Raw genomic sequence first — 13,431 nt, 5'->3', positions numbered from 1 at the left:
ACTCCGCACGTTTTGCAGGCTCCACGAGAAGGCAGGAAGACGATGGGCACCGCGCGACGGGTACCGCAACGCCACGACGTCCGCGGCGAGGAACTGTCCGCCGACGAGGCATGGACCGCGCTGCGTCGCTACGGCGGCTGGAGCCTCGCGCGCGACTCCTTCGTGCGCTTCCGCTACGCCGACGGCTTCAGCCACGCCCGCGCGCTCGCCCTGCAGACGGTCCTGTCCATCGTCCCGCTGGCCATCGCCGCCGTCGGCCTGTCCGGGGTCCTGCACACCGAGGACGTGGGCCGCGTGGCCGAGCTCACCATCCGCGGGCTCACGAGCGGCCCCGGCCAGGCCGTCGTGGACGACGCGCTCAGCGAGAGCAGACGCCACGCCGGCGAGGGCGGCCAGGCCGCCCTGTGGCTGGGCCTGCTCTTTTCCGTCGTCAACGTCACCACCGCCCTCTGCCAGGTCGAGCGGGGCGCCAACCGGATCTACGGCAACGAGCGGGACCGGCCCTTCCTCGCCAAGTACACCCGGGGTCTGGTGATGTCGGCGCTCGCGGGGGTGCCGCTGGGGCTCAGCTTCACCCTCACCGTGCTGGGCACGCACCTGACCCGTGCGCTGGCCGAGGTGTACGGGCTCTCTCCCGCCACCGTGCGGGCCTGGGACCTCCTGCGCTGGCCCGTCGGCATCCTGCTCGCCGTCCTCGCCGCCAGCGCGATCTTCCGCCGGTCCCCGCGCCGGCGCCAGCCCGGCTACACCTGGCTGGCCTTCGGAGCCGTCGTCTACCTGCTGCTGTGGAACCTGGCGACCTGGGGGCTGAGCCTGTACATCGGCGAGAGCAGTTCGTTCACCAGCGTCTACGGGCCCCTCAGCGCGATCGTGTCGTTGCTGCTCTGGTCCTACCTCACCTCGACGGCACTCTTCCTCGGCCTGGCCTTCGCCGCCCAGCTGGAGGCCGTACGGGCGGGGGTGAGGGAGCCGGTCACGAAAGATCCCGGGGTATGAGGACCCGGCCCCGCCGCCCACCACACAGAGAGGGAGCCGCCACCATGGCACGGCGTACGGAACGTGCTCGAGGACGTCCGACCGACCCGGAGGACCCGGGAGGCCCGCAGGATCCGCGAGGCCCGCAAGGCCCGCAAGGCCCGCGAAGGCAGCGGGGACCCCGCGGGCCGCGACGTGCGCTCCGGGAACTGCTGGCCCGGTACGAAGGACCCGACGCGACCTTCGGAGCGAGGCTCGTGCTCGCCGCGGTCGTGACGGCCGGGGCCTCCGTGCCCTTCGCCCTCGCCCTGGTTCTGGTGGAGTCCCAGTGGCCTCCCCTGCACCGGCTGGACCAGGCCACGGCCGAGCGCCTCCACAACACCGCGCTCGCCCACCCGGGCTGGGTGCGCTTCCTCGAGACCCTCTCGGACCTCGTCTGGGATCCGGTGACCATGCGGCTCCTGGTGGCCGTGCTCGTGGCCTGGCTGGTGAGCCGTCGTGCCTGGCGCCTCGCGGCCTGGGCCGGCGCCACGGCGGTCGCGGGCGGCCTGATCGGGCTCCTGGCCAAGAGCGCGGTCGAGAGGGCCCGGCCGCATCTTCCGGACCCCGTCGCCCACGCGCCGGGCTTCTCCTTCCCTTCCGGCCACGCGATGACGGCCACCACCTCGTGCGCCGTCCTGCTGCTCGTCCTGCTGCCCGTGGTACCGCGGGCCTGGCGCCCGCTGCCCTGGGCGCTCGCGCTCGTCACGGTGGTGGGCGTCGGCTACACGCGTGTCGCACTGGGGGTCCACTGGGTCAGCGACGTCGTGGGCGGCTGGCTGCTGGGGCTCGCGGTGGTCGCCGCGACGACGCTGGCCTTCGAGGCCTGGCGGGCCGACACCGGACGACGCCGCACGGCGATGACCGAGGGCCTGGAACCGGAACTCACCGAACCCGAGCCCGAAGCCCCTCCGGCCGGGCCCGCGGAGGCGGCAGCCCCGCGGATGCACGGACCTGTCGGCTGAGCCGGAAGAGGCTACGGGTGTCGGCCAGGAACGGGTGAAATCGAGCCGTTGGCACCGCTTCCGGTACCCGGCCGGAGAGGACCGCCGGATCAGGGGCAGGCGCGCTCAGGGCCCTGCGGGGCGCTGTCGTGACCGAAGGGCGCCGACGCGCGGCCTCACGAGACGAGATCCGACTTCGGAAGGAGAACGGCCATGCTGATCACCGTCACTCGCTCGGGGGGTTTCACCGGCGTGGACAAGGTGCGGAAGATCGACACCTCCGCCCGGCGGGACGCCGCGGAATGGGAAGGCCTCGCACGTCGCGTCCTGCCGTCGGTCGCGGACGGCTTCCAGTACCGCATCACGGTCGACGACCAGGTACTCGACCTCGCGGAGTCGGGCCTGACCGGTGACCAGCGGGACCTGATCCGTGCGGTCCTCGGCGAAGAGGCCTGATCCGGCACCCGGCCCCCGGCCCCCGGCCCGCACCACGAGCACGGAGGGCAGCCCGGACGAAAATAATGTGGACCGGACTGTTTGGGCCGCCGGAGACCGGTCATACGAATGGACACGGGAGTCCGCGGCGGTGAGCGGCGCGGGATTCCTGTGGGCCCGCGTCGCGTGGTGGCATCCCCCCCGCCACCGCGCGACCGGGGCCCGGTCCGCACGATGTGACCCTCCCCCCGGTCCGACGGACCACGACGGGCCCGGTCCAGCCATTTCGGCTGGGCCGGGCCCGTGGTGTGCGCGGACGTGGCCTGGCCGGGGAGGCGACCCCGCGGACGGCCCCTGCGAGAGCCGTCCGCGGTCCGCGGTCCGGTGCCCGGCGATCGGAGCTCACCGCATGCGACGGCGATCCGCACTGTTCCAGGCGCGCGTGTCGCGGGGTTCGACGTACGGCTCCTCGTCCTCGGGCAGCCCGCCCGCGATCGCACGCTGGCGTGCCAGCTCCGCGTCGAACTCCAGCCCGAGGAGGATGGCGAGGTTGGTGATCCACAGCCACACCAGGAAGACGATGACGCCCGCGACGGTTCCGTAGGTCTTGTCGTAGGAGGCGAAGTGCGCGACGTAGAAGGCGAAGCCGGCGGAGGCGGCCATCCAGATCCCGAGGGCGAGGAAGCTGCCGGGGGTCACCCATGTGAATCCGCGGCCCTTGGCGTTGGGAGCGGCCCAGTACAGGATCGCGATCATGATCGTGACGAGGAGGACCAGGACCGGCCACTTGGCGATCGACCACACGGTCAGCGCACTGTCGCCGAGGCCCAGGGCGCTGCCCGCGCTCCGGGCCAGGCCACCGGTGAAGACCACGATCAGCGCGCTCGCACAGCAGAGGACCATCAGCGTCACGGTGAGCGCCAGTCGCAGGGGCAGCACCTTCCACACGGGCCGCCCCTCGGGAATGTCGTAGACGACGTTCGCCGCGCGGATGAACGCGGCGATGTAGCCGGAGGCGGACCACAGGGCGATGAGCAGGCCGACGATCGCCAGCAGCGATCCCACGCCGCTGTGGCCCTGCAACTGCTCGACCGCATCGCTGATCACGTTCTGGGCCGAGCCGGGCGCCAGCGTCCGCAGGTTGTCCAGTACCGTCTCGGTCGCCGACTCGCCGGCCATGCCCAGCAGGGACACGAGGACCAGGAGGGCGGGGAAGAGCGCCAGCATCCCGTAGTAGGTCAGTGCCGCGGCCCGGTCGCTCAGCTCGTCGTTCGTGAACTCCTTGACCGTCCCGCGCAGTACGTCCCACCACGACCGTCTCGGCAGCGCGGACGGCCGATCGGGAGCACGCTCCTCGATCTCCTCGATCTCCCCGGGGCCCTCGGGCCGCCCGAGGCCCTCGACCCGGCCGGGGCCGTCGATCCGGCCGGGGCCGTCGCCTTCGGGGCCACCCGTACGTTCGTGTCCGCCGTCGCGGTCCTTCTTCGAGATGCGTGTCATACCCTGCGGATTGCCAGTTCCGCGGGACTCATGTCAGTGGGGGACCACGGGCTCCGGCCGGCTCTCGCGCCCGGCCCGGTCGGCCGGGCCCCCGCATGCCCTCACCGCTTGACGATCAGGTCGAGGACCGCGGCGAGGCGGGCCTTGACGGCCCCGTGGTGGTGCAGGGACTGCGGCGCCGAGGCGGGGTCCGGCCGTACGCCCCGGTCCGCGAAGAGATAGAGCATGCGCAGCGTGCGCAGGCAATTGGTGAGGTGCGCGGGAACCGGCGTGCTGAGGCGATCGGCTCCGAAGCAGGTGCCGATCGGGTCCAGCCATGCCGTCGCCTCGCGCTCGCTCATGTCGGCGCGGGTGAGGATGTTGGCGACCGCCCGTGCCAGACGGTCGTCCTCCAGTTGATCGAACACGTGCTCGGTGGGTGTCGTCAGCCGTGCGGCGGCGAGGTCCAGCATCCGCACCGGTGCCACCTCGGGGTGGCATCCGAGGGTGCTCAGCAGGTCCGCGCCGTGCGCCACCGCGTGGAGCCACCCGAGCTTCTCGTCGTGGCCGCGCAGATCCGTCTCCGCCGGGTACCACCGCTCGAAGGCGGTCACCCAGTCCGCCTTGAGGTCCCCCTTGCTCACGAGCATGTCGAGGACGAGCGGGGCGAACGTGCGGGCCTGGACCTCCTCGTCGAGGAAGCGAGCGGTCATCTCGTCGCCCAGCGCCAGTCGCCGGGGTGCGTCGATCACCCCGCGTTCTATCCAGGCCGACAGGACGGAGTAGGCCGCTCCGTCCCGGATCCGAGGATCGGGATCCGCCAGGGCTTGGGAGAGTCCTCGTACCAGCTCTTCCAGGGGGCGGTCGGTGGGCACGGCGCAGGCCGCGGATTCGATGCTGTTCCAGTCGATCATGACGGTCACAGTAGGCCCGAACCGCCCTGCCGCGCCGGGAGTTACGGCCGGCCGCGGGGAGGAGTGCCGGCGACGTCATGGACCCTGCCCTTCGTGCGGTGCAGGACCGCGAGGTAGTCCCTCGGCACCGTCAGCCGGCCGGCGGCCTCGAGCGGGGCCGTGCCGTCCGCGGGACGGGTGCGCGGCACCGTGTCGAGGTCGGGGCCGTGGTCCTGGGAAGAACGGATCCACTCGCCTCCCACCCCGCACACGTCCCGGCGGCGGCCGGATCCGGCCAGGGCGGACGCACTGCCCTGGCGCCCCCGCACCGGGCCCCGTTTCACTGCGGGCCCATGAGACGACACAGGATCATGGGAGCGCTCGGCGCGCTGACCCTCGCGGCGGCCACCCTCGCCGCCGTGGGCCCGGCAGCGGCGGCCGAACCCGGCCCCGGCGGCGCACCCGCAACGGCTCTCCCCGCGGCGGCCCGTCCCGCGCAGCCCCCCGCGCCGATCGTCCGCGCGGCGGCGCCCCCCGGTACGCAGCCGCCGCCCGCGGAGTTCGGGACGGACTGGCACGACCCCCTCACCCCCGTCCCGCCTCTCGCCCGTCCCGGGACCAGGTCCTGCCAAGTGACCTTGGCCGAGGCGCAGTTCCGCGACTTCACCCCGTACCGGGGCAGCTATGCACCGCCCACCGCCTGCGGCGCGTCCGACTGGGCGAAGGTGGTGCTCCGCCTCGACGGCAAGGTCAAGGGCCGCCAGTTCGACCGCCTCGGCCACCTCTCCGTCGGCGGCGTGGAGATCTTCCACACCTCCACCCCCGAGCCCTCGCCGGACGGCATCGCCTGGTCCGTCGAGAAGGACGTCACCCACTACCGCGACACCCTCAGCCGCCCGCAACCCGTCGACATGCTCATCGGCAACGTCGTCGACGACACCTACACCGGCGTCATCGACGTCAAGGTCACCCTGACCTTCTACGCGGCCCAGGGGCGTCCCGAGCCCGGCCCCGGCCGCACACCGGACCGCGTCCTCCCGCTCGTCACCCCGGCCGTCACCCTCCCGCGGAACACCGAGCGGCTCCTCGCCGAGGTCTACGCCACGGGATCCGGCGGCGGCTGCGAGGAGTTCTGGTACATGACCACCCCGGACGCGGCTCCGTACTCCTGCAAGGCTGCCGAGGGCCCGTACCGGGAGGTCCGCATCTCCGTCGACGGCCGGCTCGCCGGCATCGCCGCACCCTTCCCCCACGTCTGGACCGGCGGCTGGTCCAACCCCTTCCTCTGGTACGTCACCCCCGGCCCCCGCGCCTTCGACGTCCAGCCGGTCCGCTACGACCTCACCCCGTACGCCGCCCTCCTCGACGACGGCCGCCCGCACCGCATCGAGGTCAGCGTCGCCGGGGTACCGGCCGGACAGACGGGCTGGAGCACCCCCGTCAATCTGCTGCTCTGGCAGGACGCCGGCCGCGAGGTCGTCACGGGCGCCCTCACGCGCGAGGAGCAGAGCGATCCGGCCAACTCAGTGCGCTGGACGCCCGCCGGACCCGGCGCCGAGCACCGCCTGGACACCGAGGGCGGACACCGGCTGACCGTGGCCGGATACCTGGACACCTCGCACGGCCGCGTCACCACGACCGTCGCCCGCACCGTGCACCACACCTCCGTCCACCACTGGACCGAGGGCGAGGACCGGGACGGGCTGACCGCCACCTGGACCGACGAGGAGAGCGTGACGCGCGGTGCGACCACCACCCGCACCAGCCGCACGTACACCATGGACGGTGAGACCACTCTCGGGACCGGTGACCGGGTCCGTACCGTCATCGCGCTCGGCGACCGCGCGGACACCGTCACCGTGCGCGGCGGCCGGGAGGCCGAACGGTCCCGGACCGACGACCAGTACACGGGCGACGCGAGTTACACGGCGAACGTCCCGCGCGACCAGCGGCACGCGGTCGCCACCACCTCCGCCCGCCACCGGGTGTACGGGACGGGGACGCCGGGCGGCTGCTACGACCGCACGGTGGAAACGGCGCAGGGCACCGTCACGCAGGACCGCCGCCGCTGTTGAGACCTGCCGCGGTACGACGGGCGGGCCGACGCCGCGCCGCACGGTGGGGGTGGGGCGCCCTCCAGCTCCGGGGCCCCGTCAACGGCCGCCGCGGGCGTTGAGCCGGGCGGCCTGGCGCGTCAGGTGGTCGCGCTCGGCGAGGTTCGGCGCCTTGCGCGCCGCCTCGGCGTACAGCCGCGCCGCCGTCGCCAGGTCGCCGTCCCGTTCGTGGAGGTACGCCGCCACCGCGGTGTGACGGGGCAGGGCGCCGTCCAGCGCCGCGAGCTCGGCGAGGCCGGCGCGCGGCCCGTCGGCCTCCCCGACGGCCACCGCGCGGTTCAGCCGGACGACCGGGCTGTCGGTGAGGCGGGTGAGTTCGTCGTACCACTCGACGATCTGCACCCAGTCGGTCTCCCCGGCGGTCCGGGCGTCGGCGTGGAGGGCCGCGATGGCGGCCTGTGCCTGGAACTCGCCCAGGCGGTCGCGGGCGAGCGCCGTCTGCAGGATCACGACGCCCTCGGCGATCACGGCGGTGTCCCAGCGGCCGCGGTCCTGTTCGGCGAGCGGTACCAGACTGCCGTCGGGCGCGGTCCGGGCGGCGCGCCGGGCGTGGTGGAGCAGCATGAGGGCGAGCAGCCCCGCCACCTCGGGGTGGTCGATGGCGGCCGCGAGCTGCCGGGTCAGCCGGATGGCCTCGGCGGCGAGGTCGACGTCGCCGGAGTAGCCCTCGTTGAAGACCAGGTACAGGACGCGCAGCACGGTGGCCACGTCACCGGGCTGCTCGAACCGCACGCCCGCGACGGTGCGCTTGGCCCGGCTGATGCGCTGCGCCATGGTCGCCTCGGGCACCAGGTAGGCCCGGGCGATCTGGCGGGTGGTCAGCCCGCCGACGGCACGCAGGGTGAGCGCGACCGCGGACGACGGCGTCAGCGACGGGTGGGCGCACAGGAAGTAGAGCTGGAGCGTGTCGTCCACCGCGGTCGCGGGGCCGGGCGCCGGCTCCTCGTCGACGAGGTCCTCGCGCCGGCGGCGGGCCGAGTCCGCCCGGGTCGCGTCGAGGAACCGGCGCCAGGCCACGGTGATCAGCCAGCCCTTCGGATCCCGCGGGGGGTCCGACGGCCAGACGCGGACCGCCTCGAGGAGCGCGTCCTGTACGGCGTCCTCGGCCGCCGAGAAATCGGCTCCGCGGCGGACGAGGACGCCGAGCACGCCCGGTGTGAGGCTCCGGAGCAGGACCTCGTCCACGGCCGCGCTCACTGCGTGATGGTGGGCGGCGCGGCCATGAACGGGCGTACCTCGAGCCATTCGTGGATCGGCTTCCCGCCCGCCCCGGGGGCGGCCGACAGCTCTCCGGCCAGCTCGAGGGCGCGCTCGTAGCTGTCGACGTCGATCACCATCCACCCCGCGACGAGGTCCTTGGTCTCGGCGAACGGGCCGTCGGTGACCGGTGGCCGCCCCTCGCCGTCGTAGCGGACCCAGGTCCCCTCGGGAGCGAGCCCCTGGGCGTCGACGAACTCGCCGGTCCCCTCGAGCCGCGCCGCGAAGTCGTGCATGTACTGCACGTGGTCCGAGATCTCCTGCGGGGTCCACCGGTCCATGGGGACGTCGTTGACGGCGGCGGGGGCGCCGCGGTAGTGCTTGAGCAGCAGGTACTTGGCCATGACGCTTCTCCTCGGTACTGGTGCGACCCATTCTGGCCGCTCTCACAACGGGGACGGAGCGGGCCACGGGTTCTCGACATCGTCGCCGGAGAAAGCGCTCCGGCTCCGGTACGGGACCCACCCGGCCTTCCGGCGCACCGCGGGCCAGGAGATCGGGAGCTCATGAACTCGTGAGCGGGCCCGGCGCCCCGCCGTCCGACAACGCCGCGGCCGGAAACCGCGCGGCCTCACCTCAAGGCGTTCAGGAGCTCGCGTTCGCGCTCGCTGCTCAGGCCGGCCCGGCGGGGCCGGTCCAGGCCCTCCGCCCGCTCCCAGCGCAGGGTGTCCGCCAGCATCTCGGCCCGGGGCCGGTGCCGCAGCCCGGCCGCGGCGGCCGCGGCGCCGCTGCGGGCGCTGAAGCCCGTCCATCGCGGATCGGCCATCCACATCGCGAGCGACTCCGGGCCCATGAACTCACCCACGTTCCGGCGCAGCAGCCAGTCGGCGTCGGCTTCCACCACCGCCCCGCTGTGCCCACCGATCTCCCGTGACAGCGCGACCCACTCCTCGAAGGGCACGACCGGGCCGACCGCGTCGTACGTGCCGGTCGTCCCCTTCTCGGCACAGTCGAGCAGCCACGCCGCGAGGTCCCGCGCGTCGACCGCCTGCGTCGGAACGCCGGAGGAGGCCGGGACCAGCAGCGGAGCGAGCGGCTCGCGCGCCGCGCGGCCGACCCAGTAGCCGGTGCGGCCGCTGTGGTCGCCGGGGCCGCCGATCAGTCCTGCCCGCGCGATGAGGAGCCGGTCGCCCACCGCGGCCGCCGAGGCCTCCTCACAGGCGACCTTGGCCTCGCCGTACTCCTCGCGGCCGGCCTCGTCCCGCGCGGCTGCCGGGAGCAGTGGCGCGGACTCGTCCGCGTCCAGCCGCGCGTGCGAGGCGTACGCGCTGACCGACGACACGTACGACCAGTGCCCGGCCCGGGCGCCGAGCGCAGCCAGCGCCCCCCGGACGAAGCCCGGTTGCCACGACACCTCGACCACCGCGTTCCAGTCCCGGGCCGCCAGGCTCTCGTACGCCGACGGGTCGCGCCGGTCCGCGGTGACGTGCGCCGCGCCCTCGGCCACGTCGCCGCTCTCCCCGCGAGCCAGGCACGTCACCCGATGGCCGCGTTCCAGCGCCTGGCGCGCAACCTCTCGTCCGAGCCACGCCGTTCCGCCCAGCACCAAGATGTCCATCGGCCCACTCAAACACGGACTCCAGGTCCGCGGGCCCCGCTTCGCCGAGAGCGGAGCGGTCCGTGTCGGGCGCGCGGGACCGCCGGGGGGCGATCGGATCAGTCGTCGGAGCCCGACGACGGACTCCGGCGTGAACGCGGAACCCGGCGCACCAGTTCGCCCGCCACGAGGATGCACGAGGCCACGGCACGCGCCCAGCGCGGACCGCCGCGATCCGCCCACACCACGCAGACGCACCCTCCGACGACGAACAGGAGAACACCGGACAACACGAGCAGGGTCATGCTCGTCCCCCTTCAGCGGAACCGTGACGCGGGCCGGATGCGCCAGTGCGCCAGGACGACTCCGATGCCGGTACGTGACCGGTGATCGACGGGAGACTCCGTCCGGCCTCCGTCCTGTGTCCCGGAGTGTAGGCCAGGCAGGTGTGCGGCCGCGGCGGCGCCGGACGGCGGACCGGTCGACGAACGTCGACAGCAGATGCCGGCAGGGGTGCTCGGCGGGCCGGTCCTACCGCCTTCAGGCGGCCGCGCTGCCGACTGACGGTGTGGAGGTACGGTCAGGCGGGCTGCCACAGCTCGATCCGATGACCCTCGGGATCGGTGACCCAGCCGAAGCGACCGACGCCCTCCATGTCCTGCGTCTCGTCGGCCACGTCCGCTCCCTCGGCGCGCAATTGGGCGAGCATCGCGTCCAGGTCGCGGACCCGGAAGTTGAGCATGGTCTGCTGCGCGCGGGACCCGAAGTAGTCGGTCTCGGACTCGAAGGTCGCGAACACCGTCGGGCCGGCTTCCTGACGCCACAGGCCGTTCTCATCGGCGTCCAGGCCCAGGCAATCGCGGTACCACGCACCCAGGGCCGCCGGATCGACGGCTCGCAGGAAGTACCCACCGACTCCCAGCACACGTTCCATGCCGCCATCCTGCCAGGAGCGGGGTCCCGCGTCCCGACCACCGCGCCGGTCGGAAGATCTGCGGGGCGGGGCGGGGCGGGGCGGGGCCGGAAGTTGACATCCCTGGCATGGGGGAATTAGCTTCGAATTACTTAAGGAGATAAACCATCTAGGACCTTAAGCATGCCCGGTACCCGGGGCAGCGTCACAGAGGAAGGGCCCAGCCATGAACCCCGCCCAGCACGGAGCGGCCGTCGCGGCCGAGGCCGCCGCATTCGTATCCGTGGTCAGGGGGGCCGACCCCTCCACCGCGGTGCCGACCTGCCCCGGCTGGACTCTCGGGGACCTCACGCGGCACGTCGGCAGCGTGCACCGCTGGTTCACCGAGCTGATCCGCCTGCGAGTCCAGCAGCCTCCGACCAGCCGGGAGGTGGACCTCCGCCTCCCGGAGCGTCCCGACGCCTTGCCCGACTGGCTCGCCGAGAGCGCGGCCCAAGCCGCGGGGGTGTTCGACGCCACCGACCTCGACGCGCCCATGTGGGCCTGGGGTGTCGACCAGCACGCCCGGTTCTGGGTCCGGCGCATGCTCTTCGAGACCCTTGTCCACCGGGTCGACGCCCAACTCGCGCTCGGGCTCTCACCGAAGATCGACCGCCCCCTGGCGGTCGACGGCATCGACGAGTTCCTCACCAACCTGCCGTTCGCCGCGCCTTTCGCACCGCTGACCGCCCAACTGCGTGCCCCCGACCGGACCATTCGCTTCCTTTGCACGGACGGCAACGGCAGCGGTGACGGCAACAGTGCCGGCGACTGGCTGGTCGGCCTGCGCCCCGACGGCTTCGCGGTGGTCTCCGACCGTCCCGAGTCCCGCGCGGCGGATGCCACGGTCCAGGGAACGGCCGCCGATCTCCTACTGCTCCTGTACGGCCGCTCGGACCACCGCGGCGACGCCTTCCGCCTGCTCGGCGATCCGGACCTGCTCGCCCACTGGTTCACCCACTCGGTCTTCTAGGGTCGGGCCACCGTCCCCGGCGGACGAACGGGCTGTGCACCGGCCTCCGTTCGCAACGTGCGCGCTCGCTCGGCCGGGTCGTAGTGCGGCCCTACGCCCTCGATCAGCAGCAGGTCGCCCTCGATATGGTCGGTGCGCAGCCGCAGGATGGCCCGGTATGCGGGGGAGTCGTACCAGGCTCGGGCTTCGGCGAGGCCGGGAAACTCGATCAGCACCATGCTGCCGGGCCACGTTCCCTCGACGATCTCGGCCGGCGGACCGTGGATGACGAAGCGTCCCGCGAAGGGGTCGAGGGTCGCCTGGATGCGCGACAAGTACGCGATGACATCGGAGTGATGGCGGCGGCTGCGGAGATGTGCGAAGCCGTAAGCGGACACGGGGAGCTCCTTCGTTCCGGTAGGTGCGCGATGGCCGAAACGTAGGCGAGGGCGGCAGGGCGCCGCGATGACCGCGGAGGTAATTGCGCGGCGGGGGACCTGGGACTGCACTGACCCGGTGCCGGTGCCGGTGCCGGTGCCGGTCCCGGTGCCGGTCCCGGGCGCGAGTGCGAGTGCGCGTGCGGGTCCGGTCACGGTCCCGGGTGCGGCTGTGCCGGTCGGATGAACTGCTCACCTGACTGGTCCATGGCCTCGGCCCTGTCGGCGTGACGGCGGCGGAGCGGGCGGGTCTGATGAGCCGCGCAAAGCCACCCGACGCGGGAAGTGCTGGTCCACGCACTTCCCGACCCGACCCATCGCACTCCGCGGCGGCCCCTGGCCGCCGGCGGGGAAGGAAGTCATGAACCTGAATCACCACAGGGCCGTCACCGTACGGCCCCGGGGACGCTCCCGGGTCCTGCTCGCCTCCGTCGCCGTCGCGGCCGCTCTGACCGGTCAGCTGATGGCGCTGGCCCCGGCGGCGCTCGCTGACGGGCCCAAGCCGTCGGGCCAGAACGCGAAGCCCGCGGACAGGGACAAGCCCACGGACAAGGACCGGGACCGGGACCGGGACAGGGACCGGGACCGGGACCGGGACCATGACAGGGACCGGGAGAAGCCTTCGGCCCCTCACGGTCTGCAGCAGTTCACCTCGGACAACACCTTCACGGTGCCCGCCGGCGTGACCTCGGTGTTCGTCCAGGCCTGGGGCGCCGGCGGTGGCGGCGGCGGAGGCGGCGGTGGAGGCGGCACGCCGGAGAGCGACGGCGCCGGCGGAACCGGTGGCGGTGGCGGCGCCGGCGGCTTCACCTGGTGTCTCGTCAACGTGAAGCCCCTCGCCAGCTACGGAGTGGACGTCGGCGATGCGGGCGACGGTGGCGACGGTGGTCCGGGAGGGTCCAACGGGCAGCCGGGTACCGCGGGCACCGCCGGCACCGCCGGAACCTCCACGACCCTGACCAAGTCCTCGAACAGCTCCGTCGTGCTGACCGCCACCGGCGGCGGTGGCGGCGGCGGTGGCGGCGGCGGGACGGCCACCGACGGCGCTCCCGGGACGCCCGGCGTGGGCGGCACCGGTACGTGCTCCACGGGCGGAGTCAACCGGCCCGGCGGCGCCGGCAGCTCGAACGGCACCGGCGGGGACCCCGCCGACGGCATCGTCGGCGTGCCTTCGAACGCCGTGGGCGGCGGAAACGGCGGAGCGGGCGGTGCGGCCGCGGTCAACGGTGCACCCGGCACTCCGGGCCAGGACGGTGGCGACGGCTTCGTCGTCATCTACTGGTAGCAGCACCGGCGCAGTCGTCACGGACGACCCGCTGCCCGCCGGCCGCACCCACCGGTCGGCGGGCCGCACACCCCACGGCCCCCCGCGCCACCCCCACGCCACCTCCACACCGCGCCACTTGGGCGCGGCGGC

The 13,431-nt window shown here is 73.4% G+C and carries 14 protein-coding genes and 1 pseudogene; 6 read left to right on the top strand and 9 right to left on the bottom strand.

Annotation, left to right across the window (positions count from 1 at the left end; translation table 11 throughout):
- Positions 1 to 42: 42 nt before the first annotated feature.
- The 3 genes from ABZY44_RS15090 (at position 43) to ABZY44_RS15080 (ending at position 2,414) form a co-directional block, all read left to right on the top strand.
- Complete coding sequence (locus tag ABZY44_RS15090; RefSeq protein ID WP_356653710.1) at positions 43 to 996, top strand: YihY/virulence factor BrkB family protein; 954 nt, start codon at positions 43 to 45, stop codon at positions 994 to 996.
- A gap of 188 nt (positions 997 to 1,184) precedes the next feature.
- A complete protein-coding gene (locus ABZY44_RS15085; protein WP_356653801.1) occupies positions 1,185 to 1,979 on the top strand; it encodes a phosphatase PAP2 family protein in 795 nt (264 codons plus the stop codon).
- Between the two features lie 192 nt (positions 1,980 to 2,171).
- On the top strand, positions 2,172 to 2,414 hold the full coding sequence (locus ABZY44_RS15080) for a protealysin inhibitor emfourin (protein ID WP_356653708.1): 243 nt from the start codon (positions 2,172 to 2,174) through the stop codon (positions 2,412 to 2,414).
- Between the two features lie 381 nt (positions 2,415 to 2,795).
- Here the strand turns inward: ABZY44_RS15080 and ABZY44_RS15075 are convergent, their stop codons facing one another.
- The 3 genes from ABZY44_RS15075 to ABZY44_RS15065 all read right to left on the bottom strand — a co-directional run bounded on the left by ABZY44_RS15075 (position 2,796) and on the right by ABZY44_RS15065 (position 5,094).
- Positions 2,796 to 3,893 carry a YihY/virulence factor BrkB family protein gene (locus tag ABZY44_RS15075; protein WP_356653706.1) on the bottom strand — a complete coding sequence of 366 codons (1,098 nt, stop codon included), beginning with the start codon at positions 3,891 to 3,893 and terminating at the stop codon, positions 2,796 to 2,798.
- A 101-nt stretch (positions 3,894 to 3,994) separates the two neighbouring features.
- The gene (locus tag ABZY44_RS15070; protein WP_356653704.1) at positions 3,995 to 4,786 is read right to left on the bottom strand and encodes a DUF2785 domain-containing protein; all 792 of its coding nucleotides are present in this window, start codon (positions 4,784 to 4,786) and stop codon (positions 3,995 to 3,997) included.
- Between the two features lie 41 nt (positions 4,787 to 4,827).
- The gene (locus ABZY44_RS15065) at positions 4,828 to 5,094 is read right to left on the bottom strand and encodes a hypothetical protein (RefSeq protein ID WP_356653702.1); all 267 of its coding nucleotides are present in this window, start codon (positions 5,092 to 5,094) and stop codon (positions 4,828 to 4,830) included.
- 222 nt (positions 5,095 to 5,316) lie between these two features.
- Here ABZY44_RS15065 and ABZY44_RS15060 point away from each other — a divergent pair.
- Positions 5,317 to 6,840, top strand: a pseudogene (locus ABZY44_RS15060) (peptide-N4-asparagine amidase); the annotation flags it as partial.
- Between the two features lie 78 nt (positions 6,841 to 6,918).
- On the opposite strand, the gene ABZY44_RS15055 reads toward ABZY44_RS15060, so the two are convergent.
- From ABZY44_RS15055 to ABZY44_RS15035, 5 genes are all read right to left on the bottom strand, one after another.
- On the bottom strand, positions 6,919 to 8,064 hold the full coding sequence (locus ABZY44_RS15055) for a DUF6596 domain-containing protein (RefSeq protein ID WP_356653799.1): 1,146 nt from the start codon (positions 8,062 to 8,064) through the stop codon (positions 6,919 to 6,921).
- A gap of 8 nt (positions 8,065 to 8,072) precedes the next feature.
- Positions 8,073 to 8,480, bottom strand: coding sequence for a YciI family protein (locus ABZY44_RS15050; RefSeq protein ID WP_356653700.1), 408 nt, complete (start codon positions 8,478 to 8,480; stop codon positions 8,073 to 8,075).
- 227 nt (positions 8,481 to 8,707) lie between these two features.
- On the bottom strand, positions 8,708 to 9,694 hold the full coding sequence (locus tag ABZY44_RS15045; RefSeq protein WP_356653698.1) for an NAD-dependent epimerase/dehydratase family protein: 987 nt from the start codon (positions 9,692 to 9,694) through the stop codon (positions 8,708 to 8,710).
- Between the two features lie 98 nt (positions 9,695 to 9,792).
- Complete coding sequence (locus ABZY44_RS15040) at positions 9,793 to 9,978, bottom strand: hypothetical protein (RefSeq protein ID WP_356653696.1); 186 nt, start codon at positions 9,976 to 9,978, stop codon at positions 9,793 to 9,795.
- Between the two features lie 275 nt (positions 9,979 to 10,253).
- Positions 10,254 to 10,607, bottom strand: coding sequence for a VOC family protein (locus ABZY44_RS15035; RefSeq protein WP_356653694.1), 354 nt, complete (start codon positions 10,605 to 10,607; stop codon positions 10,254 to 10,256).
- A 205-nt stretch (positions 10,608 to 10,812) separates the two neighbouring features.
- Between ABZY44_RS15035 and ABZY44_RS15030 the strand changes: the two genes are divergently transcribed.
- Entirely contained in the window at positions 10,813 to 11,598 is a 786-nt protein-coding gene (locus ABZY44_RS15030) for a maleylpyruvate isomerase family mycothiol-dependent enzyme (protein WP_356653692.1), read from the top strand.
- Here the strand turns inward: ABZY44_RS15030 and ABZY44_RS15025 are convergent.
- Positions 11,595 to 11,975 carry a DUF1330 domain-containing protein gene (locus tag ABZY44_RS15025; RefSeq protein ID WP_356653690.1) on the bottom strand — a complete coding sequence of 127 codons (381 nt, stop codon included), beginning with the start codon at positions 11,973 to 11,975 and terminating at the stop codon, positions 11,595 to 11,597. The genes ABZY44_RS15030 and ABZY44_RS15025 overlap by 4 nt on opposite strands.
- 400 nt (positions 11,976 to 12,375) lie before the next feature.
- On the opposite strand from ABZY44_RS15025, the gene ABZY44_RS15020 reads away from it, so the two are divergent.
- A complete protein-coding gene (locus ABZY44_RS15020; RefSeq protein ID WP_356653688.1) occupies positions 12,376 to 13,299 on the top strand; it encodes a hypothetical protein in 924 nt (307 codons plus the stop codon).
- The last annotated feature ends 132 nt before the right edge of the window (positions 13,300 to 13,431 follow it).

The sequence above is a fragment of the Streptomyces sp. NPDC006544 genome (assembly GCF_040611715.1).
In the GTDB taxonomy this organism is placed as follows: domain Bacteria; phylum Actinomycetota; class Actinomycetes; order Streptomycetales; family Streptomycetaceae; genus Streptomyces.
The sequence above is the reverse complement of the archived record's forward strand: the minus strand, read 5'-3'. Positions and strand labels throughout refer to the sequence as shown.